This window comes from Paraburkholderia lacunae (genome assembly GCF_003353175.1).
Classification (GTDB): Bacteria; Pseudomonadota; Gammaproteobacteria; order Burkholderiales; family Burkholderiaceae; genus Paraburkholderia; species Paraburkholderia lacunae.
In genome coordinates this window covers 1-23,402 of the sequence record NZ_QHKS01000020.1, presented here as the reverse complement: position 1 = coordinate 23,402, position 23,402 = coordinate 1, and the positions used below count along the sequence as shown (strand labels likewise).

Sequence of the window (23,402 nt, the reverse complement as noted above, 5' to 3'; positions counted from 1 at the left end):
ATTTCACGCAGCACGCCGGTGGTTGTCACATTAACGCCCGTCCCGAGACTCACAGCGTCGGTTGCGAGGCAAACGCAGATTTCGCGAGGGGTCAAAGGAAAGCAATGGAAGCGAATATCGAAGGCAAAGTGGTCGTCATCACGGGCGCGAGTAGCGGTTTGGGCGAAGCGACTGCCCGATATCTGAGCGAACGTGGCGCCAAGGTGGTACTGGGCGCCCGCCGCGCCGAACGTATTGAATCGCTCGCGGCTGATCTGGTCAGCAAAGGTGGTCAGGCAGTCGCAGTCGTGACAGACGTCACCCGGCACGAGGATGTCAAGGCTCTCGTCGACACGGCGGTGCAGACATTCGGGCGCGTGGACGTACTGATCAACAATGCCGGACTGATGCCGCACTCGCCGCTCGAGCGTCTGAAGATCGACGACTGGGACCGGACCATCGATGTGAATATCAAGGGTGTCCTGTACGGCATCGCTGCTGCCTTGCCGCACATGAAAGATCAGAAGAGCGGGCACATCATCAATGTCTCATCGGTCGCAGGCCGCACCGTTCGGCCTGGCAGCGCCGTCTACGCCGCCAGCAAGAGCGCCGTGCTAATGATCTCCGAAGGCTTGCGTCAGGAGGTCAAGCCCTATGGTCTTCGCACAACGGTTATCTCGCCGGGCGCCGTGGCCACGGATCTTCCGGGCAGTATCACGGAACCGGATGTCGCTGGTTTCGTGAGCAAGTTCTATGAAGAGATCGCGATCCCTGCCGAATCGTTCGCGCGCGCGGTCGCTTTTGCCATAAGCCAACCGCCGGAAGTCGACATCAACGAGATCCTGTTCCGGCCCACGCGCCAGGAAGGTTAAGGGCTTCGGAGCTCAAGCGCCGGCGCTGACTGAGCGCAAATGAACGCGGCAAACGCCGATTCGTGTTCAGTCAGCAGCCGGACGCAAGCAACGGTCATTCGCCGTGCACGCCAGCATGACGCACATCGCCATTGCGAAGTCTCTCGACTGCAGGTCGGTCGAGTGGCTGGAACAGGTTAGCTGCGCGCAATCCAGCAGTGAGCCTGTTGGCGCTAGTCCGTAGACAGCACGACTGGCCTGCGCACGCCTGCAAGTCTTGCAGGTTTCCTGGTCGTCCCCATTCAAGATCGTGATAGGAAAGACAAGGAGTCGAGTATGTCAGACAGGATTCCGGACGCAGACAAAAGCCACGAGGCAGAGGGATCGGACGAGACAGCGCACCGTCCTTCGCGGCGCAATTTTCTTAAGATCGGCGTCGTAAGTGCGACGACGGCTCCATGGCTGCGCCCGGCCGGCGCGAGTACGCCGGATACCGAAGCAACGCCTGTAACCGACGCCGACACACCCCACGCAGGCGAACACCGCATCCACCTGAACGTGAATGGCCAAACCCACACCCTGAACGTTCCGTCCAACGCGATTCTGCTCGACGTGATCCGCGACCGGTTGCAGTTGACAGGCACCAAAAAGGGCTGCGACCACGGTCAGTGCGGCGCATGCACTGTGCATGTCAACGGCCGCGCCATCAATTCCTGTCTTTCAGTGGCGGTCCAGCACGAAGGCGACCGTATTACCACCATCGAAGGACTGGAGCGCAGCGGAGAACTGCATCCAGTGCAGCAGGCGTTCTGGGAGCACGATGCGTATCAGTGCGGATATTGCACCTCCGGCCAGATGATGAGCGCCGTCGCCATTCTGCGCGACCCCAATATCCCGGCCGACGACGCCAGCGTACGCGAAGCGATGAGCGGAAACATCTGCCGCTGTGCGGCGTACAAAAACATCCCGGCGGCAATCCAGTCGGCCCGCGCCAGCATGAAGGCGTTGCCCGATGCGTAACTTCGACTATGAACGCGCGGATTCCGTCGCGCAGGCTATTAGCCGTCACGCTCGCGGCGAACAGCCTTCGTATCTCGCGGGCGGCACGTCACTGCTGGACCTGGTCAAACTTGACGTCATGCGTCCCGCACAGATCGTCGATATCAACCGGCTGCCGCTCAAGCAGGTCGAATCCCTCCCCGACGGTCGCCTGCGCATTGGCGCGCTGGTGACGAATACGGACCTCGCGCGGCACCCACTGGTACACCAACGTTACCCGGTGCTATCGCAGGCGATCCTTGCCGGTGCCTCGACGCAGTTGCGCAACAAGGCAACCACCGCCGGCAATGTCATGCAGCGCGTGCGCTGCAATTACTTTCGCGATGGCATTTCAGCGTGCAACAAGCGCGAGCCGGGTTCGGGCTGCGCAGCGATTGGCGGCCTGCATCGGAGCGTGCACGCTGTTCTCGGCACGAGCGACCACTGCATCGCGAGTCATCCATCGGACATGTGCGTGGCTATGGCTGCCATCGGCGCACGCATCACCGTTCTGGGCCCGCAGGGTTCGCGCGAGATCGATTTTGCGGACTTTCATCTGCTGCCCGGCGATACGCCATGGAAAGAGCACGCGCTGCAACCCCATGAACTGATCACGCACGTGACACTGGATGCGCCACTTTCCGGCAGCCGGTCGGGCTATCTCAAGCTGCGCGATCGCGCGTCGTATCAGTTTGCGCTGGCCTCGAGCGCAGCGATTGTCGTGATGGAGGACACGCGCATTCGTGAAGCGCGTCTCGCGATGGGCGGCGTCGGGACCAAACCGTGGCGCGCCCGCGAAGCCGAGGCATCGCTCGCCGGGCAGACCGCCTCGATGGAAATTTTCGCCCGCGCCGCAGCCATTGCGATGCGCGACGCCCGTCCGTACACGCTCAACGCGTACAAGGTGCCGCTCGGGCAACAGGCGATTGTGCGCAATCTTCGTGACCTCACGGCCCTGGAGCACGCATGAGCGAGCAGATCATCGGCACCCCGCATAAGCGCGTCGACGGACGCCTCAAGGTGAGCGGCCGAGCGCAGTACGCCGCGGACCATCCTGTCGGCGGCATGCTGTACGCCTACGGCGTCTACAGCACGATTGCCAGCGGCAAAATCCAGGCAATCGACGACGACAAAGCGCGCCGCATGCCGGGCGTCGTGAACGTTCTGCATCACGGCAACTTCCTGAAGTTGCATCGAAGCCCGACTACGCCGATGAATTTCGCGGAGATCCTGTCGTCGGCCATGGTGGACGAACATCGCCTGCCGTTCGAGGACGACCAGGTCTATTATCCCGGCCAGTTTGTCGCGCTCGTGGTTGCGGATACGTTCGAACGAGCCCGTGCGGCGGCGTACAGCGTCAAGGTGGATTATGTCGAGCGTGAACCGGTCCGTACTCTGGCCGAAGCGCTCAGTGCGCATGGTGCGCGAAATGGTCCGCGCGGACACTCGCGGGGTGACGCGGACGCAGGTTTCGATGCGGGCCTGCACCGGCTGGAGCAAACCTACACGACGCCGGTCGAAACGCACAATCCGATGGAAATGCATGCGACGACCGCCTACTGGCAAGGTGGCAGGCTCATCGTCTACGAATCCAGCCAGGGTGTGCTGAACCACCGCAACGTGCTCGCGAACGTGTTCGACCTGACTGCGGACCAGGTCGAGGTGCGCGCACCGTTCATCGGCTCCGGGTTTGGCAGCAAACTCTGGCCGTGGCCGCATTCGGTTGCGGCCTGCGCAGCCGCCCGCATGACAGGTCGGCCCGTGCAGCTCGTCGTGCCGCGCGCGCAGATGTTTACGACGGTCGGCCACCGGCCCGAAACGATTCAGCACGTGCGGCTGGCGACCGATGCCGCGGGCAAACTGCTTTCGATCAGCCACGACTCATACAACAGCACCTCCCCCATCGACAACTACACCGAAGCGTGCGGCGGGATGACGAAAAGCCTGTATTCGTGTGCGAACGTGCGGGTCACGCATCACTTCTCCGCGGTGAACCGGGGCACTCCTACGTCGATGCGGGCACCGGGCGCAGCGCCCGGACTATTTGCGCTGGAGTCGGCCATCGACGAAATGGCGCTCGCGATCGGCGTGGACCCACTGACGTTCCGTCAGTTGAACCTGTCGACGCACGATGAAAGCAGCAATCTGCCGTGGTCAAGCAACCACCTTCCCGAAGCGATGACGAGCGCCGCCGAACGCTTTGGCTGGCATAAGCGCAGCCCTGCCGTCGGCTCCATGCGCGAAGGCGATGAAATCATCGGTTATGGCATAGGCGCCTGCAACTGGGAAGCGTTCCGCGTGGCGACGGAAGCGCGCGTGACGTTGCGCGCCGATGGCACGGCGCTGGCCCAGTGCGGCCTGCAGGATATCGGCACCGGAACCTACACCATCGTCGCGCAGACAGTCAGTCAATTAACGGGGTTGCCGCTAGAGAAGGTCGAAGTCGAACTCGGCAGTTCGTCATTTCCCGCCGGGCCCGTCTCGGGCGGTTCGTGGGCGACAGCCAGTGCGATGTCGGCGATCGCCGGTGCCACGCGCGAAGCGCTCAAGCGCTTGCGGCAATTCGCAGTGGCGGATTCGGCACCGTTCGCGGGCGCAAAGCCTGATTCGCTTCTTGTTGAAAACGGTGCGCTTGCAGCCGGCGACAGGCACGTATCGTTCGCCGACATTCTCGCCAGCCAGCGGCTTGCTCGCGCGGAAGGTTTCTACCATAGCGACGGTGCTGATATGTCGAAGTATTCGTTCCGCTCATTCGGTGTGCATTTTGTGGAAGTCCGCTGGGATCCTGGTATCTCACGCCTACGTGTGGCACGGGTTGTCAGTGCAATCGACGTCGGCAAGGTGGTCAATCCACTTGCGGCGCGCAACCAGGTGGAAGGCGGCATCGTGATGGGGATCGGCATGGCGATGTACGAAGCGGCCGAATTCGATCCGCGCAGCGGGCTGCCGGCGAATAACAACTACGCCGAGTATGTCGTGCCTGTGCATGCGGATCAGCCGGAAATCGACGTCATTTTGCTGGACTACCCTGACTATCACCTCAGCGAGTTCGGCGCCCGCGGTATCGGCGAAATCGGCGTGACGGGGCTGGCAGCAGCAGTGGCGAATGCGGTCTATCACGCGACCGGCAAGCGGGTCCGCAGCCTCCCGATCACGCTGGACAAGCTGATGAACGGCATCGCGCCAACAGACAGCTAGGGGCGACTGGCGGCTGGCATTGATTGAAATTTGCATGGGGCATTGCAATGCAACTACGCACACTCGGAAACAGCAGGTTGGAAGTCTCAGCCCTAGGTCTGGGCTGCATGGGCTTGAGCTACGGCTACGGTACGGTGGTCGACAAAAATGCGGCCAGAGAGTCGACGAGACGTATGTGAAGGTCCGCGGCAAATGGGTCTATCTTTACCGTGCAGTTGACCGCGCAGGAGAGACGGTCGACGTCCGGCTTAGCGCCAGGCGCGACGTCGCTGGGGCGAACAGGATCATCGCAACATCAAGTCCAGGGTCAATGCAATGCTCGGCTTCAAACGCTTCAGGAATGCGGCCATTGCGAAATCGGGCGTCGAGTCGATGCATCGCATTCGCAAAGGTCAGTTCAACCTCGCACGGTTACGCCTCAAAGATACCACTGCGCCCGCTGTTTGGAAGGCAGGCCTTTCGACACGGTGATGCAATGGTGAATACGCCGCTTTTCGCTCGCGCCCGTAATTTGCACCACAGCCGCTTTCCCGACATTCGCACCTCGGCTTGCGCGAATGTCAGGTCTCACTGCAGGCGGATGCGTACTTTCGCCCCCCGATGCGCAGATCGCAATGCAACCTACCGGAAGGCGGACATCGCGTGCACAACGGCCACTGGATGTGGCTGACGGCCTCGAGATAGTTGGTCATCGCCGCCGTTCGCGGATCGGCTCAAGGTCGCTATTACGTCACGTTACGGGAAGCTGCAACATGGCCGATCTGAACGTCGTGAGCCCGGTTCAGTTCGAGCAAAAACATTACGCGGCAATCTATGGATGTCATCCTTGCACGCCCTTATTTCGCCACTCGCTAGGAGACACGTTAAAGCGCTCCTTAAATGCACGACTAAAATGCGACATGTCATTAAAGCCCCACCTCAACGCGACGTCGGAAACTCGCAAGATAGAAAAGTGGGGGTTTGCCAGTTCTTCCGAGCACCGTTCCAGGCGCATACGCCAAATGTAGCGCATCAGCGAAGTGCAGTCCGCTTCGAACAATTTGTTGACGTATCTGGACGAAATGCCCATTGCCCGTTCGACCATATGCGGATTCAATTCGGGATCCCGGAGATGTTCCAGGACGAAAGTCTTCACACGCATCAGGGTCAGCGTCTTGAGCCGCGATTGGGCGATATCGTTTCGCTGCAGATTCCCTAACGTCATCGCAATCAAGGTGATCGCCGTGTCCGAGAGCCTGAGCATTTCGTCCTCGGTGACGTGGCCGATCTGCGACGACATCCCTTCCAGGAATGCCCGCATGACGTTTCCGACGCCATGGGATGTATTCATCGGGCTGGCCGTGCGCGTTTCCATCCCGACGACGAGCTGGTTCAGCGTCGTCCGGGGGATGCTGACAACGATTTCCCGCCACGACTGGCCAAAGTGAAGATGATGGGGGCGTGTCGCGTCGTAAATCGCAAACTCGCCGGGGCGCAGCGCCACGATATTGCCGTCCTGTTCGACGGACTGGGTTCCTTCGAGCATCAGCACCGCGAAGTACTTGTCCTCGTATTCACTGCGGGCCTGGCGATAGCGTCGATTGACCGCCTGCTCGGCGGCATGGATCTCCGACATGCGCAACTTGTCGCATTTGCGCTGCCGGACCTTTCCGAAGAAATCCGCCCTCTGCACCGCCGAAATCTGGACGTCCGCAAACAGTCGCAAGATGATTTCGCGCCAGAAGTCGATGCGCTGGCTGATGGAGCCGCCGGCAGAGACCTCGATGGACGAACTATTCCATTCGAACGGCGAGCCGCTCGGGGCGGCGCCCTGTTCGCCCCGGTTTGCGGCGAAATCGGTCAGTTGCTTCGACATGATGGTGCCCCAAGGTTGATGGGCAAACGGATGATCCGAGAAGCGTGCCCATTCAAAATTCCGCTGTCCAACCAAACGGCATGGGCGGCACAGATCGGCGCCACCCATCGCGCGGGGACAGTCGGTCCCGTCCATCGCGAACAGACGGGTGCCTACGTCCGGGAATCCGCAGACAAATCCGTGCACGAGCGGGCCGTGTCTCTCCGGCGCCGATAGGCGAAGACGCTGAGTGCCCAGCTCGCCATGAACACGGCGACGATCGCATACCCGAGGACACCGAAATAGTCGTCGACCGCGCCGGTGAAGCTCCTCAGAAAAGCGAGGGAATCGAGCCGGTCCCCGATGATCGACAAGCACTCCACGCCGCCAATCAGCAGGGCGACAACGGCCGACATGCAGGTCATGGCCATGTTGTAGTAGAGCTTGCGGACGGGGTTGTCCAGCGCCCAGCCATAAGCGCCCACCATCAGCATGCCGTCTGCCGAGTCGACCGTACACATGCCGACCGCGAACAGCGCGGGGAACAGCATGACAGTCTCGAACGACACGCCGTGAGACGTCTGGCCCGCGGCGATCGCGAAAAGCGCGATTTCCGACGCGGTATCGAAGCTGAGCCCGAACAAGGCGCCGATCACGAACATGTGCCAGCTCTTCGTCACGATGCGGAACATCGGTCTAAGCAGGCGCGAGACCAGCCCACGGCCGCTCAGGAGGCCGCTCAGGCCGACGTCGTCCAAGGGCTCGCCGCGCCTGACGCACCGGAACGTCTTGTACAACGAGAACAGGACGGTGACGTTCACCGCCGCGAGCAACAGCAGGACCGTCGCCGACGCCATGGTACCGATCAGCGCGCCGACTGCGCGGAACGCCGCGAAACGCTGCGAGAAATGAGCGGTCGCCAACGCGAGCGCCGCCGAGAAGGCGACGATGAGCGCGGAATGCCCGACCGAAAAGTAGAAACCGACGGACAGCGGACGCTGGCCTGCCTGCATGAGCTTGCGCGTCGCATTGTCGATCGCCGCGATGTGGTCGGCGTCCACCGCGTGGCGCAGCCCCAGCACGTACGCGAGCATCGCCGTACCGAACAGCACGGGCCGCTCGTGCAGGCTGACAGCTGCCCAGCACCAGACTCCGACATTGGCGACCAGTAGCGCGCCGACTGCCAGCAGGATGCTTCGCGGCGGAACGAACGCGTTGCGACGGCTGCCGCCTGCACGAGTGACCCCGGTCATGATGGGCTCCTCAGATCGATGCGCGGCTGCACGACGCCGTGCTGACCGTCACTGGCGTCCTGCGCGGCATCATGTGCTCGTGCACATGGTCGGGTGGACAGGCGGCGTTGTCGAGACTCACCGGCTGGCCGTGCGGCGTGTTCAGGTAGGCGATGCGCCACTCGCCCTGCCGCGTGTGCGACGCCGCCGGATCGACGAGCCCCTTGGCCGCCATGATCTCCTCCAGCGCACCGAGCCATTGGCGGTAGTAGCTGTCGTTCGTGCATTCGCCCGCACGGGCCGGAAACGCAGTGATCTGCCGGCTGAACGTTTCCACCCATTCGCTCCACGCGAACTGGCCCGACTGGTAGAGATGGACGACCAGCGCGAACGCGCGCGCCTGCCACGGCTCGCTGAAAGGCGGGCCGTCTGCGGGCAGTTGCGTGGTCGACGGTTCGAAGGTTCCGGACATGGCGCTGTTCTCCTCAGACTGCTTCAAGATAGTCATCCCACATGTCGATGCACACCGTGTCCACCGCCGATGCATGCAGCCCCCACAGCTCCTGCGCGCGGAACGTCACGCTGTAGACGTGCTGCGGACATTCGCCGCCGCCGTGCGCCATCGTGTCGGGCAGCGCGAAGACGCCGTGGTCGCGGTCGATCGTCCCGACCTTGCCGCGCACGTAGCGCGCGAGCCGCGTATGCGTCGTCGGGTTGAGGTTCTTCGCCCGCACCTGCTGGCCAACGCCAAAGCGCGGCGGGACCGCCTCGTGCGATCGGGCGGATGCGCCGGTGCGCACGAGCGCGTCGACCATGTCTTTCGTCAGGACTGGCATGCGTTGTTCTCCCGAAGTTGTGCGATACGACGCTCGATCTCGTCGCGCGAGAGCACGTTCTTCTCGACCAGCATCGTTTCGATTGAATGGACCCAGTGCTCGTAGTAGCTGCCTTCCAGGTAATGGACGGGATCCATCCGCTCGATCGCGTGCCGGAACTCGTCCACGTTCATGTAGCCGCCCGCAAAGACGGCGAAGAACAGCCCGAAGGTGCGCCGCTCCCAGTCGGCGGAGAACAGCGGCTCGGCGGGATCGCGGACGATCGTACCCAGCCCGTGCATGCCGCCCATGTCGTGAATGCCGTTCATCACGCGCCTCCGTTCAGGTTCGACGCCTGGGCCGGATCGGTCGGCACGCCGGTTCCGATCATCGAATCCCGCGTCACCAGCGAGGCGAGATCTGCCTCGGACCATCCTTCGGTACCGGCCGGCCGCTGGGGCAGCACCATGTAGCGCAGCTCGGCGTTGCTGTCCCACACCCGGACTTCCCGGCTCACGTCCATGTGCAGACCGAACTCCGCCAGCACGGCGCGCGGCTCGATCACGATGCGCGACCGGTAAGGCGCGGCCTTGTACCAGGTCGGCGGCAGGCCGAGCGTCGGCCACGGATAGCACGAGCACAGCGTGCAGACGATGACGTTATGGACCGCCGGCGTGTTCTCGACGACGACCATGTCCTCGCCCTGCACGCCGGAAAAACCAAGCTCGGCGATCGCTGCCGTCGCGTCGGATAGCAGCCGCGCCTTGTAGGCGGGGTCGGTCCACGCCCGCGCGACGACGGCCGCGCCGTTCCTCGGGCCGATCCTGTGTTCGTAGATGTCGATCAGTTCGTCGAGCGCGGACGCGTCGACCAGTTGCTTGTCGACGAGCAGCGACTCGATCGCCTTCACCCGCAGTTCGGATTCGGACGGCGGTTCAGTATGACTATGGTGATCAGTGTGCATAAATTTCTCCCATCGGTTTGCCAGGACGGCGTGAGCAATCCAGGACGCGTAACGGCGCGCCCCGGCATCGTCAGCCGAGCTTCGTCTGCTGCCAGTCGATCGCCTGCTCGTATGCGTACGCGCAGCGGTAGATCGTCGCCTCGTCGAACCGTCGTCCGACCAGTTGCAGCCCGATCGGCAGATCTTCAGCCACGCCGCACGGCAACGACATCGCCGGATGGCCGGAAACGTCGAACGGCGCCGTGTTGGCCAGCATCTCGAACGCGCGGCTCAGCGACTCGGACATCGGGCAGCCGGCGGGAGGGAGCTTCGACGCGCGCAGCGGCACCGTCGGCATCAGCAGCAGGTCATACGACTGCAGCACCGCGTCGTAGTCGGCGCGCAGGCGCCGCGCGAGGTTCTGGCTCTTCCCGTAGTAGCGGCCGTTGTAGCGGCTGGTGAAATACTCGCCGAGCACCATGGTCAGCTTCACCGTATCGGGCAGTTCGTCCGCCCGGGCGCGCCAGCCGGCATGATGGTCGATCATGCTCGTCACGTACATGCCCCGCCAGTTGAATCCGTGGCTGTTGCCCTTCATCATCTGCTGGGTCGCGCCCTCTGCCGCGATCGGCAGCCAGATCGCGAGGCCGGCCGCGTGCAGCGGCACCGACACTTCGTCGACGCTCGCGCCCAGCTTGCGCAGCACCTGCGCGGCGGCGCGCACCGCCTCGTCGACGAGCGGCTCGGCGTTCGCCAGGCCGAAGCCTTCACGCAGGATCCCGATCCGCAGCCCTGCGACGCCGCCGCGAATGCCGCCCGAATAGTCGGTGCTCGCCGGCAGCTGCAGTTGCCGGGGATCGAGTCCGTCGCCGCCTGCGATCACGTCGAGCAGCAACGCGTTGTCCAGCACGTTGTTCGTCATCGGCCCGAGGTGATCGACCGTCGCTTCGATCGGCATCGCGCCGGTGTACGGCACGAGACCGTGGGTCGGCTTCATCCCGACGATGCCGCAGTACGCGGACGGAATCCGCACCGACCCGCCCTGGTCGCTGCCGATCGCCATGTCGACCTCGCCGCTCGCGACGAGCGCGCCGTTGCCGGACGACGACCCGCCTGTCGAGTGGCCGGGCTTGCGCGGGTTCTGCACCGGCCCCGTCGTGCTCGTGTGCGAGCCGCCGGAAAAGCAGAAGTACTCGCAAACGGACTTGCCGACGATCGTCGCGCCGGCGTCGAGCACGCGCGTCACCACGGTGGCGTCGATCTCCGGCACGTATCCTTCGAACGTGCTCGCACCGTTCATCATCGGCACGCCGGCGACGCAGACGTTGTCCTTGATGGCGACGGTCTTGCCCTTCAGCTTGCCGTCCGGCGCACCGCGGATGACGCTCTTGCGCTGCCACGCGCCGAAGCGGTTCTCGTCGCCCTCGGGGCGATAGCCGGGCGTGCGCGGATATTGCACAGCCGGCAGATGGTCGGGTAACGCGTCGATCGCGTCGTAGGCATCGAAGTTGCCTTGCAACGCCTCGCCGTAGTTCGCGAGTTCCTGCTCGTCGAGATGAAAGCCGAAACCGGCTGCGATCTCCGAAATCTGCGCAAGCGTTGGCCGCTTGATTGCCATGGGTAATCTCCTGTCGATCAGATGTCGGCCGGACTTAGCGCTTTAGCTGTCGACCAGAGTTAGCGCTTTAGCGCTTACTCTGGTCCCATGCAAAGCACTTAGTCCGGCCCCATGCAAAGCTGTCGGCCGGACTTGGCGCTTTAGCACTTAGTCCGGCCCCATGCAAAGCTGTGGGTAGGGCGGCGCCGCGCTCAGTGCACGGCACCCGAAGCACTCAACGGCCGTCCACCGCGGCGTCGCGCATCATGCCGGTCTGGGGATGGCAGTTCACGTATTCGTAGACCTGGTGCTGCGCGTCGAACACCGACACCTCGTGATACAGCCGCAGCTTCGACAGCCCGGCGACGACCCGAAAGAACGTGACAAAGATGCGCAGGTGCGTCGGGTGTGACTCGGCCCAGCGTTCGAGCCGGTCGAGCGAGCGCCAGTGCCCGATGTTGTAACTCTCGTCCAGCAGGTTGCCGTCCAGGTCGATGGATTGCACGTAGCGGTTGCTGTAGCAGCCGACGTCCTTCCCGTTGTCGCGCAGGAAGTCCATGCCGGCGCGCAGCGTCGGCTCGATCTCATCGAGGTAGAGCCGGCGCTCGTCCCCTTCTGCCGCCCGCCAGTCCTGGCCGGAGCGGATGAGCGCGATGTTGTCGTGCGCCCGCACGACCACGCGGCCGCCCCGCGCCGGGTCTCCGTGGACAACCTGCAGGTCGCCGTTGGGCCGCATCCAGTCGGTCTGGGAGATCGGGAAGCGGTCGCGCATCGACCCCCAGTAGCCGTGCTCCTCGATTTCGCCGCTGACGTCGTCCATGATGGCGCCGACGCCGGGGAAGTCGTCCGTGAACGCGTACAGCGTCTCGAACTGCTCCGCGCGCGGCGCGACGACTTCCCGGAAATAGCCGATGCCGTCGGCCAGCCGCTCGTCCGACGCCCACCAGCCGGCGACGGCTGGCGACGCGAGCCATCGCTGGTACGCGGACGGGTCACGCCAGTAGCCGAGCGCGATCAGGTTGTCGTAGCCCTCGTTATCGGTATGGTGCGTGAGGTCGAAGTGAGCGGGGCCGTCGGCCGTGCCGAAGTCGGCCACGATATGACGCAGAGCGGCCAGTGCCGCCGCCTTCTTTTCACTGCCGGAATACTGGATGCCGAAGTAGCCCATCACGACCTGATTGAGATCTTCCGACGCGCGAGCCACGTACATCGGGAACGGCGGCTGGTAGTCGTCGGCGACGCGGCGCGACAGCGTCCGCGGGCACTTTTGATGTTTGTCGATTGCGGATTCCATGTGTGGTCTCGCTATAAAAGGGATGAGATGTCTAGAGTCAGAAGATGTGTGCATACCGCAGACCGACGAGAACGTTGTTTTTCGGCCCGTTCCTGACGCTCAGGTCGGTGCCGAGCTGAAGCTGCACCTGGTCGGCGCTGGTGACGAACTTCGCCGCGGTCAAGCGCATCCGCGTCGTGCGCAGCGCGTCGTTGTTGCCGACGCCGTCGACGCTGGTTTCGCCGCCCCAGAACTGGGTCACGCCGAGCCCGATCGACGTGCCGGGGTCCGGCATGTAGCGGACCATCGCCTGGGCGCTGTAGCTCATCTGTTGATGCCGGGTTGCGCCAGACGCGCCGTACGACGTGTTATCGCCGTACCAGATCGCGTCACCGACGAGGTCGAGGGCCCACTTCGGCGAGAAGTGCTTGATGTACGCCGCCTGGAAGTCCAGCGACCAGCGGTTCGCGCCGAAATTGAGCGCGCGGTTCCGATCGTAAGTGCCGCTCGGGACGTACACGTACACGGTCGCGGCCGCGATATCCTGCGCTTCGTTCAGGCGTAGCTTCAGCGGCGCGGTCAGGATCAGGTCGCCCACCCCCGTCGTGCTGCCCAGCGCGCTGGCGTTCCCGAAGCCGCTGACATGGCCGAACGGCAGCAGGAACTGAGGATCGATCGTCAACCTGTCGGTCAGCTTGAACACGTGCAGCAGACGAGCGATGCCGACGTTCGACTGCAGGTCGAAGTCCGACGTCTTGTTGCCGTTCGAGTAGTACGCATTGGTCGTCGAGTAGTTGTAGTACAGGACGCCGATCGTCGAGCCGACAGGGTACTGCTCATAATCGCCCGGATCGACTTCGGCAGCGAACGCGTAGTTTGATGCGATGAGAAAGATCGACGAACAGATCACGCTCGCGACATACTTCAATTTCGATCCCCTTCTGCTTTTCATGAATATCCCTAACCGTAACGTTCAATCACGACGGAGACCGGCGTTCCAGAAAGGACTGGTCGCTTAGGCCTTCGCTGCTTTGGCTTGCTGATTGGTTTATGAAATCGATAACGCACTTGAGCGAAGCGGCTGCGTCAACACCGACTCCGTCTTCGCTTGAGGGGAGAATAGAAGGGCAAAAATCGAGGTTCTGTCTCGAGGCGGAACAATAAATGTGCTGCGGCGGACCTGGGCTACTCCGGCCGATATGCTCACGATCGTTGCAAGTGGCAGTTCGCTTTCACGAGTGCGATGACATGGACGCGCCAGGCCAGCCCCCGCCTCACGGAAAGACTGAAGCGGGCATGTACAAGCGCAACAAACCGCCTCGAAGGCGTACGGTACGCGCGCGATTCAATCGGCCGCCGGGCGCTTCGATAGCGCGCCGCGCTTCATCCCGGCCTCCAGCGCGCGGAACGGAAACGGCAACAATGCCGATGGTTAGCCGTCGGCGGTCATGCTAGGATTTCTCGCAAACAACTCCGGAGACTGCTATGCCGTTCATCTGCGAAAACGTCGAATGTCGCGCTGTGCTGGCCCGCGGGCAAGTCAGATCCATTCGCGAGAGCGAGGGATGGTGCTTCTACTGCCCAGACTGCAAAGCGAGGAACGAGTTGAACGATATTGGCGCGCCGGGCGGTCCTGTCGAGTTGATTCAGCCGGAGCGATCCGATCTCCCGCACAAAGTAATTGCCACTGCTCAACCATTGGAGGACGGCAGGTACGCGGCGCAATTGCGCGTACAAAGGGCACTCGGTGTGAAGGGGACTTACGCGGTCGAAGAACGTTGGGAACAGCTCGGTGTATTCCTTGACGCGCACGAGGCCGTCGCGCATGCGAAGTCCATTGCGGCAGACTGGCTGGACCGGAAGGCATAGTCCCGAGTGGAGCGCCGGATTCAGCCGCGCGCACCGTGCGCACAGTGCGCACCGTGCGTCGATCTTTTGCGCTCCCGATGTCCCCCAGGAATAGCGCTACCTGCAATTTTCCGGTTGCTCCGCTATAAATCATACTAGGCGAGGGTCACGCTTTTCGCACCGGCGCTTCACGCGTCCGGCCCGGGCATAACACCCGCTACGGAGGCGCACTGTGTTTGACCGGACTCTTGCTCGCACCTTGTTCCACGCGGCCGTGATAGCTGTGTTTATCTCCGGCTATCCTTGCCTGCAGCCGACGGCGAACGCCGCGGGTACGGCTGCGCCGGCTGCAAAGGAAAAGCGGGTTTCATCGGCCAACGCTTCAGCACCGGTCGACTTCCCGACCATCGTAGAGCGATACGGCCCCGCCGTCGTGAATATCAGCGCGACTGCCGCGGAGCAGCAATCGCCGCAGACGGCCCCCCCTGCAATCGATGCTGACGATCCCCTTCTAGCGTTCGTCAAGCGCATGGTGCCGCGCTCGCAGGCATCTCCGGACAGTTCGCCGCGCGCCATCACGGGTACCGGCTCCGGTTTCATTGTTAGCCCCGACGGCCTCATTCTGACTACCGCTCATGTGGTGGATCAAGTCGGCGAAGTGACGGTCCGACTGACCGATCGACGCGAATTCAAAGCGAAGGTCCTGGCGGTCGACACTCAGAGCGACGTCGCGGTGATTCAGGTCGATGCCACGAAGCTTCCGACCGTCAAACTTGGGGACTCGTCGCGGGTACGCGTCGGCGAACCGGTTCTGACGATCGGGTCGCCCGACAGCTTCGAGAACACCGTGACCGCCGGCATTGTCAGCGCCACCTCTCGCACCCTCCCGGACGGGAGCAGTTTTCCGTTTTTTCAAACCGATGTCTCCCCCAACCCGGACAATTCGGGCGGCCCACTGTTCAACCGCGCAGGCGAGGTGATCGGCATCGCCGTGCAGATTTATGCGGACCCGGACTGGCACCCGAGCCTCACCTTCGCCATCCCGATCAACATGGCGGCCAAGGTGCGATCGCAGGTGCTGGCCCTGCGCGCGACATCTCCGGGCGGCCTTGGCGTGGAGGTACAGGATGTCGGCCCCGGGTTGGCGGTGGCCTTCGGTCTGCCGCGACCGGCAGGTGCGCTGGTCAATTCCGTCACGCCCGGCACACCGGCCGCCTCGAGCGGCCTCAAGCCGGGTGACGTCATCACGCAGATCGGCGACAAGACGATCGATCGCTCGGCCGAACTCGGCGAGGCTGCCGCCGATCTGCTGCCCGGAACGAAAGCCACACTCAAGCTGATCCGCAATCGGAAACCGATGACGACGACGGTCATGGTCGGCGCGTCAGCGGAAGGCCCCATGGCTAGGCAAAGCGAAGGCGGCGCAACGGATCGCCTGGGCTTGACCCTGCATCCGCTGAGTCAGGAAGAGATGCGCGCCCGCGACCTTGCCGTAGGTCTGATGGTGGACGCGGTCGATGGGCCGGCGGCAAGCGCCGGCATCCAGCCCGGCGATATCGTCCTTTCGCTCAATGGCACGCTGGTCGAAACGCAGGCCGAAGTGGCAGCGCTGGAAGCAAAGGCAGGCAAGGAGATAGCGGTGCTCATACAGCGCAACAACGCACGCAGCTTTGTTTCGGTCAAGCCTAGATGAAAAAGCGGATCCTTGCGTGAAGCATCCGGCCTGCCGCGGCATCGCAACAGCCGAAGCGCTACCGAGCCATCGCCGATACAGTGTCTTCGGCCACTGGCGCGGCTACCGAGGCGACATCCGGCGCTACATCCGGCGCAACATGGGACAACTTCATCATGCGCGGCTGCAGCAGCAGCGCGACAAGCCCGCTCCAGCCGGTCTGATGCGAAGCGCCGACGCCGCGTCCGTTGTCGCCGTGAAAGTACTCATGGAACAGGACGAGATCCCGCGAACGCGGGTCGGCTTGCAGCATCGGATAGGCCGCCATCACGGGCCGCACGCCTTGTGCATCTTTGAGAAAGAGCGTGGTGACGCGCCGTGCAAGGTCGTCGGCAATCTCGCTCAGCGAAAGACGGTTGCCCGTTCCCGTCGGATAGTCGACGCGAAACTCATCGCCGTAGTAGCGATAGAACTCATACAGCGATTCGATCAGCAGGTAGTTGACCGGTATCCAGACCGGCCCGCGCCAGTTCGAATTGCCGCCGAAAACACGCGAGTCCGATTCGGCTGGCTGGTATTGAATGCGCAGGCTCACACCGTCATGGTCGAAGACGTACGGTGCATCGCGATGCACACGGGACAGCGCCCGCACGCCGTGCTCGGAGAGAAACTCATTTTCATCGAGCGCACGGCGCAACAGCGATTTCATCCGGTGTCCGCGCAACAGCGAGAGCAGCGTGGTCCTGCCCTTGCCGGGTTCGGTCCAGCGCGACACCAGCCTGGCCAGGTTCGGCCGATGATCGAGAAACCACGCCAGCCGTTCGCGCAATCCCGGCAGATGGCCGTACACCTGCTCGTCGAGCACGTGAACGGCAAATAGCGGAATCAGCCCGACGATCGAACGAACGCGCATCGGCACACGGGTACCGTCCGGAAGGTGCAGTACGTCGTAGAAGAATTCGTCGTTTCCGTCCCATAAACCTGTGATGCAGCCTTCGCTACAACTAACCGCTTCCGCGATATACAGAAAGTGCTCGAAGAACTTCACGGCGATTTCGACGTACGCGTTGTTCGTCATCGCCAGTTCGAGGCCGATCTGCATCAGGTCGAGCGCGTACGAGGCCATCCATGCAGTGCCGTCGGCCTGATCGATGCGGCCGCCGGTCGGTAGCGGCGAAGACCGGTCGAAGATGCCCACATTGTCGAGCCCGAGAAAGCCGCCCTGAAAGATGTTGCGATCATCGGCGTCCTTGCGGTTGACCCACCACGAGAAATTGAGCAGCAGCTTGTGGAACATGACTTCGAGAAACTCATGATCGCCAACGCCGGTCACCTCACGGTCGAGTTCATACACACGCCATGTTGCCCACGCATGAACGGGCGGATTCGCATCGCCGAAGGCCCACTCGTAGGCGGGCAATTGCCCGTTCGGATGCATATAGCGCTCCTTCACGAGCAGCAGCAATTGCTTCTTCGCGAAGTCCGGATCGATCATGGCGAACGCGGCCGCATGAAACGCGAGGTCCCACGACGCATACCATGGGTACTCCCACTTGTCGGGCATCGACACAATGTCGCCGTTGCACATGTGCCGCCAGTCCGCGTTGCGGCCGTGTCTGCGTCCTTTCGGCGGCTTCGGTTGGCCCGGGTCGCCGTCGTGCCAGCGCGTCACGTCGAACTGGTAGTACTGCTTCGTCCACAGCATGCCGGCGAGCGCCTGACGCTGCACGAGCCGCGCATCGGCGTCGGGGATGTCGTGCTGAAGCGCCGCGTAGAATTCGTCGGCCTCCGCTTGCCGGCGCACGAAGAGCGCTTGCATGTCGAGAGGCACGGCATCCGAAGCCGCAGCCGGGGACGATTCGGGACGCCAGCGCAGATACAGCACCGAGCGCTCATGAGGCGCGAACTGCAGGACCACATGCGCGGCGGCGCGGGTGCCCTTGTCGCGCCGGATTGCCTGCTCGTCGCCGTCGACGAGGTAGTCATTGAAGCCGTCCTTGAACGGCCCCACTCCATCGATGCCGAAAATGCGGCGCACATTCGTTTCGTTTTCACAGAAGAGCCACTCGACCGGCTGTTGCGCCGACGCCGTCACGATCATCGTTCCGAGCGCGGGATTGCGCGCGACGACGCACGCGCCTTCCTCTGTGTTCGGCTCCAGCGTGAGCGACGGCTTGCCGGGCTTGCCCGACCACGCCCATCTGTTGCGCGCCCAGAATTGCGGCAACACATGAAGCGCCGCGTGCTGATCTGCGCGGTTTTCGACGGTAACGCGCATCACGATATCGTCGGGTGTGTGCTTCGCATACTCGACGCAGACGTCGAAGTAGCGGTGATCGTCGAACACGCCTGTATCGAGGATTTCGTATTCGGGCTGATCGGCGCCGCGCCGCAGGTTTTCGTCGATCAGGTCCTGGTACGGATACGCGTCGTGAGGATACTTGTACAGCATCTTCATGTACGAATGCGTCGGCGTGCCGTCGAGATAGAAGTAAAGCTCCTTCACGTCCTCGCCGTGATTGCCTTGCTCATTCGTCAACCCGAAGAGCCGTTCCTTGATGATCGGATCGCGCCCGTTCCAGAGCGCGAGCGAGACGCACCAGTCGAGCGGGTCGTTGCCGAATCCGGCAATGCCGTCCTCTCCCCAGCGGTACATGCGGCTGCGCGCATGATCGTGCGGAAAGTAGTCCCATGCGGTGCCGTATTCGCTGTAGTCTTCGCGAACCGTGCCCCATTGCCGCTCGCTCAGGTAGGGCCCCCACCGGCGCCATCGGTCGAGTTCCGGACCATGAAGCCGGGCACCTTCCTTCGACTGGAGCAGATTGATTGCGCGTAGCGGCGGCATGGTACCTCCCGACCCGACATCGACCATCCAACACGTTCAGTGCATTTCGACGAACGGCCCCATCATCGTGGCCAGACGGTACCTCAATGATAGGCGCCATCGCGCGGCAGCGGCGATGCGCCGTACCAGCCGGCGTACTCCGGGTCGATAGGAGCGAGCCGTGCGCGGACCGAGCGGTGTGAGCAAACGTTCAGGCTGACATTCGAACGTCGGCTTCGTCCGGAATTCATCTAACGATTGAACCGTATCGATAGCGACATTTTCAGCCAGTCCGGCAAAACTCCCCTTCAGCGATGCGTCGGCCCTGAAGGCGATCGTCTTTTGAGCAACCGGCATGGTGGCAACCGACGCCCCGCGCTTGCACAGCGACCCGTCGACCCGCCTTGTGTTGCATACTTGCGCGAATCACACCGCCGGGAACATCGACATGGCTGCGACCCTTGCACACTCGTGGTTGACCCATAGCGCGCCTGTGGCCGCGGCACAGGCCGCCGGCCGCCCGCTGGTGGCGCTGGAATCGACCATCATCGCTCACGGCATGCCCTACCCGGAGAACGTTCGCACTGCGCGCGAAGTGGAGGCCTTGATCCGTGACCTGGGCGCCGAGCCCGCGACGATCGCATTGATCGGCGGGCGAATCCGCATCGGCCTTTCGGACGACGAACTGGAACTGCTCGGCCGCTCAGACCAGGTACACAAGGTCAGCCGCCGTGACTTGCCGGCGGTGCTGGCCGGCGGCGGGCTCGGTGCCACGACAGTGGCCGGCACGATGATATGTGCCGCGCTGGCCGGCATCGAGGTCTTTGTCACCGGAGGCATTGGCGGCGTGCACCGGGGCGCGCCGGAAACCTTCGACATCTCGGCCGACCTGCAGGAACTGGCAAAGACCTCGGTGGCGGTGGTCTGTGCCGGTGCGAAGTCCATCCTGGACATCGGGCTCACGCTGGAATACCTGGAAACGCACGGCGTGCCGGTGCTCAGTTGCGAGCAAGACAATTTCGCTGCGTTTTACACGCGCGACAGCGGCTTTCGCGCGGACTTCAGACTGGACGACGCGGCGCAACAGGCACGCTTCATCCGCACCAAGTGGGACCTGGGCCTCGTGGGCGGCGTGGTGTTGAGCACTCCGGTGCCGGAAGCGGCAGCGATGAGCGTCGAAGAGATCGACGCGCTGACACAGCAGGCGCTCGCCGAGGCCACGGCGCACGGAATCACCGGTAAGGCCGTGACACCCTTCCTGCTGGCTCGCATCAAGGCACTGACGAGTGGCCGCAGCCTGACGACAAACATCGCGCTCGTCAAACACAATGCCGAGGTCGGAGCCAGGCTGGCGCTGGCGTTGGCACACGCGGCACGAGAGGCAGGCGCGGGCGCGGCGTAGCCGCAATTCCGGTTTGCCGTACGGTCCCGTTTGTCCGTTTGTAGTTCCTGAACGACCAAGGCGTTCTCGAATCGCGCTGGAGACAAAAGCACGTTGACCCGGAACTCGCTTTTATATCACAATCGAACATAATCATGACGACCCGTTCTCTCGTTTCGCGAGAATTTGGCCTTAGGGTGCGGCCTCGTGCCATGTGATGCCGCCCCCTCACTTTCCTATTTGAACCTTGTCCCGATCCGCTCTCATCCGCTGGTTGTCCGGCTTCGCCCCCAATCCCATTGCCGTCCGGTGGCCGGAACGCTTCAGATCGTGTCTCGGCGCATTGCTTGGGATTGCGTTCACTGGCGGGACAACGCACATCCTTCTCGGACCGGCAGCCAATATTCCGCTTCTCGTTGCGCCAATGGGTGCTTCGGCCGTGCTGCTGTTCGCGGTGCCTGCCAGTCCACTTGCGCAACCGTGGTCCATTATCGGCGGCAATATTGTCTCCGCCACGATCGGCGTTGCCTGTGCAAGCTGGATCGCCGATCCGGTGGGCGCCGCCGCTTTGGCCGTCGCGCTGGCGATCGGTGCGATGTTTGCGCTGCGCTGTGTTCACCCCCCGTCGGGCGCGGTCGCCCTGACCGCGGTCCTTGGCGGTCCGGCAGTGCACGCTCTGGGCTACCGCTTCGTGGCCGAACCGATTGCGCTCCAGTCAGCCACGCTTCTGTGCGCTGCCATCCTCTACCACGCTGCTACCGGGCATCGATACCCGCACGTCGCCCACCAGGGTTCGGGCAAAGGCGCGGCAGCATCGGCTGCGGCGTCGAACGAAGGTTTCACGCGTGCGGACCTCGAGGCGGTGCTGAGTCGGCGCGGGGAATTGCTCGACATCGACACGGACGATCTGGAATCCCTGTTGCGCGATGTTCAGTTGCAGGCCTACGCCCGCACGTTCAATGAACTGACCTGCGCGGACATCATGTCGCGCTCCCTGGTCGCCGTGTCGGTCACCACGAGGGCTTCCGCCGCATGGCGCCTGCTGAAACAGCGACGAATCAAGGCACTCCCGGTCACCAACGAGAAGCAGCACGTTATCGGCATCGTGACCCGCGCCGACCTTGTCGACAAACGGGCGTTCGGCAAAGTGCCCGGTCTGTCGTCCCCCATACAACGCTGGTTCAGGCGCAGTGTCACCCCGGCGCCGCTTGTCGGCGCCCTGATGAGCGTCGACGTCCGTACGGTCGACGCGACGACGCCGATCGTCGAACTGGTGCCCATGTTCGCGAACTACGGGCACCATCACATCCCGGTTCTGGACTCGAAGCAGCGTCTTGCCGGAATGATCACGCAAGCGGACCTCATCGCGGGGCTGTATCGCCAGGCCTACGCCCGGCAGCGACGCGCGGCATAGCCACCCTCATCGGCACCAGCCTTGAATACAGGCATAAATATCACATGATGATATAATTTGCATTTTTACCTGGTTCCCCTCGGCACTCCGATGAAAACACTCACGCGCGGCTTGACCAAACCGGACTTCGAACAACTGTCGGAGTTTCGCTACCAGATGCGGCGCTTTGAGCGTTTTTCTGAGCAGGCCGCTCACGGTGAAGGCATTACACCATTGCAGTATCTGCTGCTCCTGCACATCAAGGGTTATCCGGAACGCGCCTGGGCAACCGTCGGCGAGCTTGCGGAACGGCTGCAGGCGCAGCATCACGGCGTGGTCGCGCTCGTGTCTCGCTGTGAGGCGCTCGATCTGGTCCGCAGAAAAGTCAGTGAGACGGACCGTCGCCAGGTCGAGGTTCATTTGTTGAAGGCCGGTGAGCAGGTGCTCGCCCGTCTCGCCGAAATGCACCGTGCCGAACTGAAGTCGCTCAAAGGCGCCTTTAGCGTCCCTCAGATTGATTTTTGAGTCACCATGAGTCTCGATTCCCATAAGCGCGATTTTTCCATCAACGCGCGGCTTCCCGGCATTTCCGCACTCGCAGCGGGGATCGGTGTGCTCAGCACGCTCGCGGCGTTCGTGCTGTTGAACCTGATTCACCTGTTCACCAACCTGTTTTTCTTCCGGGAATTTTCGTTTGCGGACCGCTCGCCGGCGCTCAACACGCTGGGTATCTGGGTGGTGATCATTCCGGTCATCGGCGGCCTCATCGTCGGCCTCATGGCTCGCTACGGCTCGGAGAAGATTCGTGGGCACGGCATTCCCGAAGCGATCGAGGCCATCCTGTTCGGCAAGAGCCGCATGTCGCCGAAAGTGGCGATTCTCAAGCCCCTGTCGTCCGGCATTGTGATCGGCAGTGGCGGGCCGTTCGGCGCAGAAGGTCCGATCATCATGACAGGCGGCGCACTGGGGTCGCTGATCGCGCAGTTCGTGAAGGTCACGTCCGCGGAACGCAAGACGCTGCTGGTCGCCGGCGCAGCGGCGGGCATGACGGCGGTCTTTGGCACGCCGGTGGCGGCCGTGCTGCTGGCGGTGGAACTGCTGCTGTTCGAATGGCGCCCACGCAGTTTTCTGCCGGTCGCCCTTGCGTGCGCGGTCGCGGGATTTGCGCGCGCGGCCTTCTTCGGCACGGGGCCGCTGTTTCCGCTCGAGACCGCGCCTCCCGGCGCACTGTCGCTGCTGTCCTGCGTCATCGCGGGTCTGCTGTCCGGAGCGCTCGCATCGGGTCTCTCAGCAGCGCTGTACAAGACCGAAGACCTGTTCGGCAAGCTGCCCATCCATTGGATGTGGTGGCCCGCGCTCGGCGGCCTCGTCGTCGGGATCGGCGGCTTTCTCGAACCTCGCGCGCTGGGCGTCGGCTATGACGTGATCGGCGACCTGCTGCACCAGCACATTGCCATCCAGATCGCGCTGGCGATCCTCATCGTGAAGGCGGTCATCTGGGTCGTGGCGCTGGGTTCAGGCACC

21 protein-coding genes and 2 pseudogenes are annotated in these 23,402 nt (G+C 63.1%); 12 read left to right on the top strand and 11 right to left on the bottom strand.

Annotated elements, in window-relative coordinates:
* Window positions 1–104 precede the first annotated feature (104 nt).
* The 6 genes and pseudogenes from DLM46_RS26435 to DLM46_RS26415 form a co-directional block, all read left to right on the top strand.
* A complete protein-coding gene (locus tag DLM46_RS26435; protein WP_115105392.1) occupies window positions 105–851 on the top strand; it encodes an SDR family oxidoreductase in 747 nt (248 codons plus the stop codon).
* Window positions 852–1,166: 315 nt separating this feature from the next.
* Entirely contained in the window at window positions 1,167–1,850 is a 684-nt protein-coding gene (locus DLM46_RS26430; protein ID WP_115105391.1) for a (2Fe-2S)-binding protein, read from the top strand.
* On the top strand, window positions 1,843–2,838 hold the full coding sequence (locus tag DLM46_RS26425; RefSeq protein WP_115105390.1) for an FAD binding domain-containing protein: 996 nt from the start codon (window positions 1,843–1,845) through the stop codon (window positions 2,836–2,838). Before DLM46_RS26430 ends, DLM46_RS26425 begins: the two co-directional genes overlap by 8 nt.
* Window positions 2,835–5,066, top strand: coding sequence for a xanthine dehydrogenase family protein molybdopterin-binding subunit (locus DLM46_RS26420; protein ID WP_115105389.1), 2,232 nt, complete (start codon window positions 2,835–2,837; stop codon window positions 5,064–5,066). The genes DLM46_RS26425 and DLM46_RS26420 overlap by 4 nt, the downstream gene beginning before the upstream one ends.
* A gap of 47 nt (window positions 5,067–5,113) precedes the next feature.
* A pseudogene (locus tag DLM46_RS41325) lies at window positions 5,114–5,221 on the top strand (aldo/keto reductase); the annotation flags it as partial.
* 2 nt (window positions 5,222–5,223) lie between these two features.
* A pseudogene (locus DLM46_RS26415) lies at window positions 5,224–5,537 on the top strand (DDE-type integrase/transposase/recombinase); the annotation flags it as partial.
* 349 nt (window positions 5,538–5,886) lie between these two features.
* On the opposite strand, the gene DLM46_RS26410 reads toward DLM46_RS26415, so the two are convergent.
* From DLM46_RS26410 to DLM46_RS26375, 9 genes are all read right to left on the bottom strand, one after another.
* The gene (locus DLM46_RS26410; protein WP_115105388.1) at window positions 5,887–6,921 is read right to left on the bottom strand and encodes an AraC-like ligand-binding domain-containing protein; all 1,035 of its coding nucleotides are present in this window, start codon (window positions 6,919–6,921) and stop codon (window positions 5,887–5,889) included.
* 152 nt (window positions 6,922–7,073) lie between these two features.
* Window positions 7,074–8,153, bottom strand: coding sequence for a HoxN/HupN/NixA family nickel/cobalt transporter (locus DLM46_RS26405; protein WP_115105387.1), 1,080 nt, complete (start codon window positions 8,151–8,153; stop codon window positions 7,074–7,076).
* Window positions 8,154–8,163: 10 nt separating this feature from the next.
* Complete coding sequence (locus tag DLM46_RS26400) at window positions 8,164–8,604, bottom strand: nitrile hydratase accessory protein (protein WP_115105386.1); 441 nt, start codon at window positions 8,602–8,604, stop codon at window positions 8,164–8,166.
* A gap of 13 nt (window positions 8,605–8,617) precedes the next feature.
* The gene (locus DLM46_RS41155; protein WP_341868601.1) at window positions 8,618–8,968 is read right to left on the bottom strand and encodes an SH3-like domain-containing protein; all 351 of its coding nucleotides are present in this window, start codon (window positions 8,966–8,968) and stop codon (window positions 8,618–8,620) included.
* Window positions 8,956–9,276 carry a hypothetical protein gene (locus DLM46_RS41150; RefSeq protein WP_341868600.1) on the bottom strand — a complete coding sequence of 107 codons (321 nt, stop codon included), beginning with the start codon at window positions 9,274–9,276 and terminating at the stop codon, window positions 8,956–8,958. The genes DLM46_RS41155 and DLM46_RS41150 overlap by 13 nt, the downstream gene beginning before the upstream one ends.
* Window positions 9,276–9,911, bottom strand: coding sequence for a nitrile hydratase subunit alpha (nthA, locus tag DLM46_RS26390; RefSeq protein ID WP_115105385.1), 636 nt, complete (start codon window positions 9,909–9,911; stop codon window positions 9,276–9,278). Before nthA ends, DLM46_RS41150 begins: the two co-directional genes overlap by 1 nt.
* A 70-nt stretch (window positions 9,912–9,981) precedes the next feature.
* Window positions 9,982–11,508 carry an amidase gene (locus tag DLM46_RS26385; RefSeq protein ID WP_115105384.1) on the bottom strand — a complete coding sequence of 509 codons (1,527 nt, stop codon included), beginning with the start codon at window positions 11,506–11,508 and terminating at the stop codon, window positions 9,982–9,984.
* 214 nt (window positions 11,509–11,722) lie between these two features.
* Entirely contained in the window at window positions 11,723–12,781 is a 1,059-nt protein-coding gene (gene oxdA, locus DLM46_RS26380) for an aliphatic aldoxime dehydratase (RefSeq protein WP_115105383.1), read from the bottom strand.
* Window positions 12,782–12,818: 37 nt separating this feature from the next.
* Window positions 12,819–13,712, bottom strand: coding sequence for a transporter (locus DLM46_RS26375; RefSeq protein WP_115105382.1), 894 nt, complete (start codon window positions 13,710–13,712; stop codon window positions 12,819–12,821).
* A 533-nt stretch (window positions 13,713–14,245) separates the two neighbouring features.
* Between DLM46_RS26375 and DLM46_RS26370 the strand changes: the two genes are divergently transcribed.
* The gene (locus tag DLM46_RS26370; protein WP_115105381.1) at window positions 14,246–14,629 is read left to right on the top strand and encodes a hypothetical protein; all 384 of its coding nucleotides are present in this window, start codon (window positions 14,246–14,248) and stop codon (window positions 14,627–14,629) included.
* A gap of 211 nt (window positions 14,630–14,840) precedes the next feature.
* A complete protein-coding gene (locus tag DLM46_RS26365) occupies window positions 14,841–16,301 on the top strand; it encodes a trypsin-like peptidase domain-containing protein (RefSeq protein WP_115105380.1) in 1,461 nt (486 codons plus the stop codon).
* A 58-nt stretch (window positions 16,302–16,359) separates the two neighbouring features.
* Here DLM46_RS26365 and DLM46_RS26360 read toward each other — a convergent pair whose 3' ends face one another.
* The gene (locus tag DLM46_RS26360; RefSeq protein ID WP_115105499.1) at window positions 16,360–19,125 is read right to left on the bottom strand and encodes an MGH1-like glycoside hydrolase domain-containing protein; all 2,766 of its coding nucleotides are present in this window, start codon (window positions 19,123–19,125) and stop codon (window positions 16,360–16,362) included.
* 36 nt (window positions 19,126–19,161) lie between these two features.
* Window positions 19,162–19,461, bottom strand: a complete 300-nt coding sequence (locus DLM46_RS39620) for a hypothetical protein (RefSeq protein ID WP_165848061.1) — start codon at window positions 19,459–19,461, stop codon at window positions 19,162–19,164.
* Window positions 19,462–19,552: 91 nt separating this feature from the next.
* Here DLM46_RS39620 and DLM46_RS26355 point away from each other — a divergent pair, with 91 nt between their 5' ends.
* The 4 genes from DLM46_RS26355 to DLM46_RS26340 form a co-directional block, all read left to right on the top strand.
* Window positions 19,553–20,506: a pseudouridine-5'-phosphate glycosidase gene (locus DLM46_RS26355; RefSeq protein WP_115105498.1), complete on the top strand. Its 954-nt coding sequence runs from the start codon at window positions 19,553–19,555 to the stop codon at window positions 20,504–20,506.
* A gap of 226 nt (window positions 20,507–20,732) precedes the next feature.
* On the top strand, window positions 20,733–21,899 hold the full coding sequence (locus tag DLM46_RS26350; RefSeq protein WP_115105379.1) for an HPP family protein: 1,167 nt from the start codon (window positions 20,733–20,735) through the stop codon (window positions 21,897–21,899).
* 90 nt (window positions 21,900–21,989) lie between these two features.
* Complete coding sequence (locus DLM46_RS26345; protein WP_115105378.1) at window positions 21,990–22,403, top strand: MarR family winged helix-turn-helix transcriptional regulator; 414 nt, start codon at window positions 21,990–21,992, stop codon at window positions 22,401–22,403.
* A gap of 6 nt (window positions 22,404–22,409) precedes the next feature.
* Window positions 22,410–23,402, top strand: a 993-nt coding sequence (locus DLM46_RS26340) for a chloride channel protein (RefSeq protein WP_133300381.1), incomplete at its 3' end; no start/stop codon positions are given.

Excerpts from the sequence above, each read along its gene's own strand:
- DLM46_RS26435 (WP_115105392.1), top strand. The coding sequence starts at position 105 with ATGGAAGCGAATATCGAAGGCAAAGTGGTCGTCATCACGGGCGCGAGT.
- DLM46_RS26430 (WP_115105391.1), top strand. The coding sequence starts at position 1,167 with ATGTCAGACAGGATTCCGGACGCAGACAAAAGCCACGAGGCAGAGGGA.
- DLM46_RS26425 (WP_115105390.1), top strand. The coding sequence starts at position 1,843 with ATGCGTAACTTCGACTATGAACGCGCGGATTCCGTCGCGCAGGCTATT.
- DLM46_RS26420 (WP_115105389.1), top strand. The coding sequence starts at position 2,835 with ATGAGCGAGCAGATCATCGGCACCCCGCATAAGCGCGTCGACGGACGC.
- DLM46_RS26410 (WP_115105388.1), bottom strand. The coding sequence starts at position 6,921 with ATGTCGAAGCAACTGACCGATTTCGCCGCAAACCGGGGCGAACAGGGC.
- DLM46_RS26405 (WP_115105387.1), bottom strand. The coding sequence starts at position 8,153 with ATGACCGGGGTCACTCGTGCAGGCGGCAGCCGTCGCAACGCGTTCGTT.
- DLM46_RS26400 (WP_115105386.1), bottom strand. The coding sequence starts at position 8,604 with ATGTCCGGAACCTTCGAACCGTCGACCACGCAACTGCCCGCAGACGGC.
- DLM46_RS41155 (WP_341868601.1), bottom strand. The coding sequence starts at position 8,968 with ATGCCAGTCCTGACGAAAGACATGGTCGACGCGCTCGTGCGCACCGGC.
- DLM46_RS41150 (WP_341868600.1), bottom strand. The coding sequence starts at position 9,276 with ATGAACGGCATTCACGACATGGGCGGCATGCACGGGCTGGGTACGATC.
- nthA (WP_115105385.1), bottom strand. The coding sequence starts at position 9,911 with ATGCACACTGATCACCATAGTCATACTGAACCGCCGTCCGAATCCGAA.
- DLM46_RS26385 (WP_115105384.1), bottom strand. The coding sequence starts at position 11,508 with ATGGCAATCAAGCGGCCAACGCTTGCGCAGATTTCGGAGATCGCAGCC.
- oxdA (WP_115105383.1), bottom strand. The coding sequence starts at position 12,781 with ATGGAATCCGCAATCGACAAACATCAAAAGTGCCCGCGGACGCTGTCG.
- DLM46_RS26375 (WP_115105382.1), bottom strand. The coding sequence starts at position 13,712 with ATGAAAAGCAGAAGGGGATCGAAATTGAAGTATGTCGCGAGCGTGATC.
- DLM46_RS26370 (WP_115105381.1), top strand. The coding sequence starts at position 14,246 with ATGCCGTTCATCTGCGAAAACGTCGAATGTCGCGCTGTGCTGGCCCGC.
- DLM46_RS26360 (WP_115105499.1), bottom strand. The coding sequence starts at position 19,125 with ATGCCGCCGCTACGCGCAATCAATCTGCTCCAGTCGAAGGAAGGTGCC.
- DLM46_RS39620 (WP_165848061.1), bottom strand. The coding sequence starts at position 19,461 with ATGCCGGTTGCTCAAAAGACGATCGCCTTCAGGGCCGACGCATCGCTG.
- DLM46_RS26355 (WP_115105498.1), top strand. The coding sequence starts at position 19,553 with ATGGCTGCGACCCTTGCACACTCGTGGTTGACCCATAGCGCGCCTGTG.
- DLM46_RS26345 (WP_115105378.1), top strand. The coding sequence starts at position 21,990 with ATGAAAACACTCACGCGCGGCTTGACCAAACCGGACTTCGAACAACTG.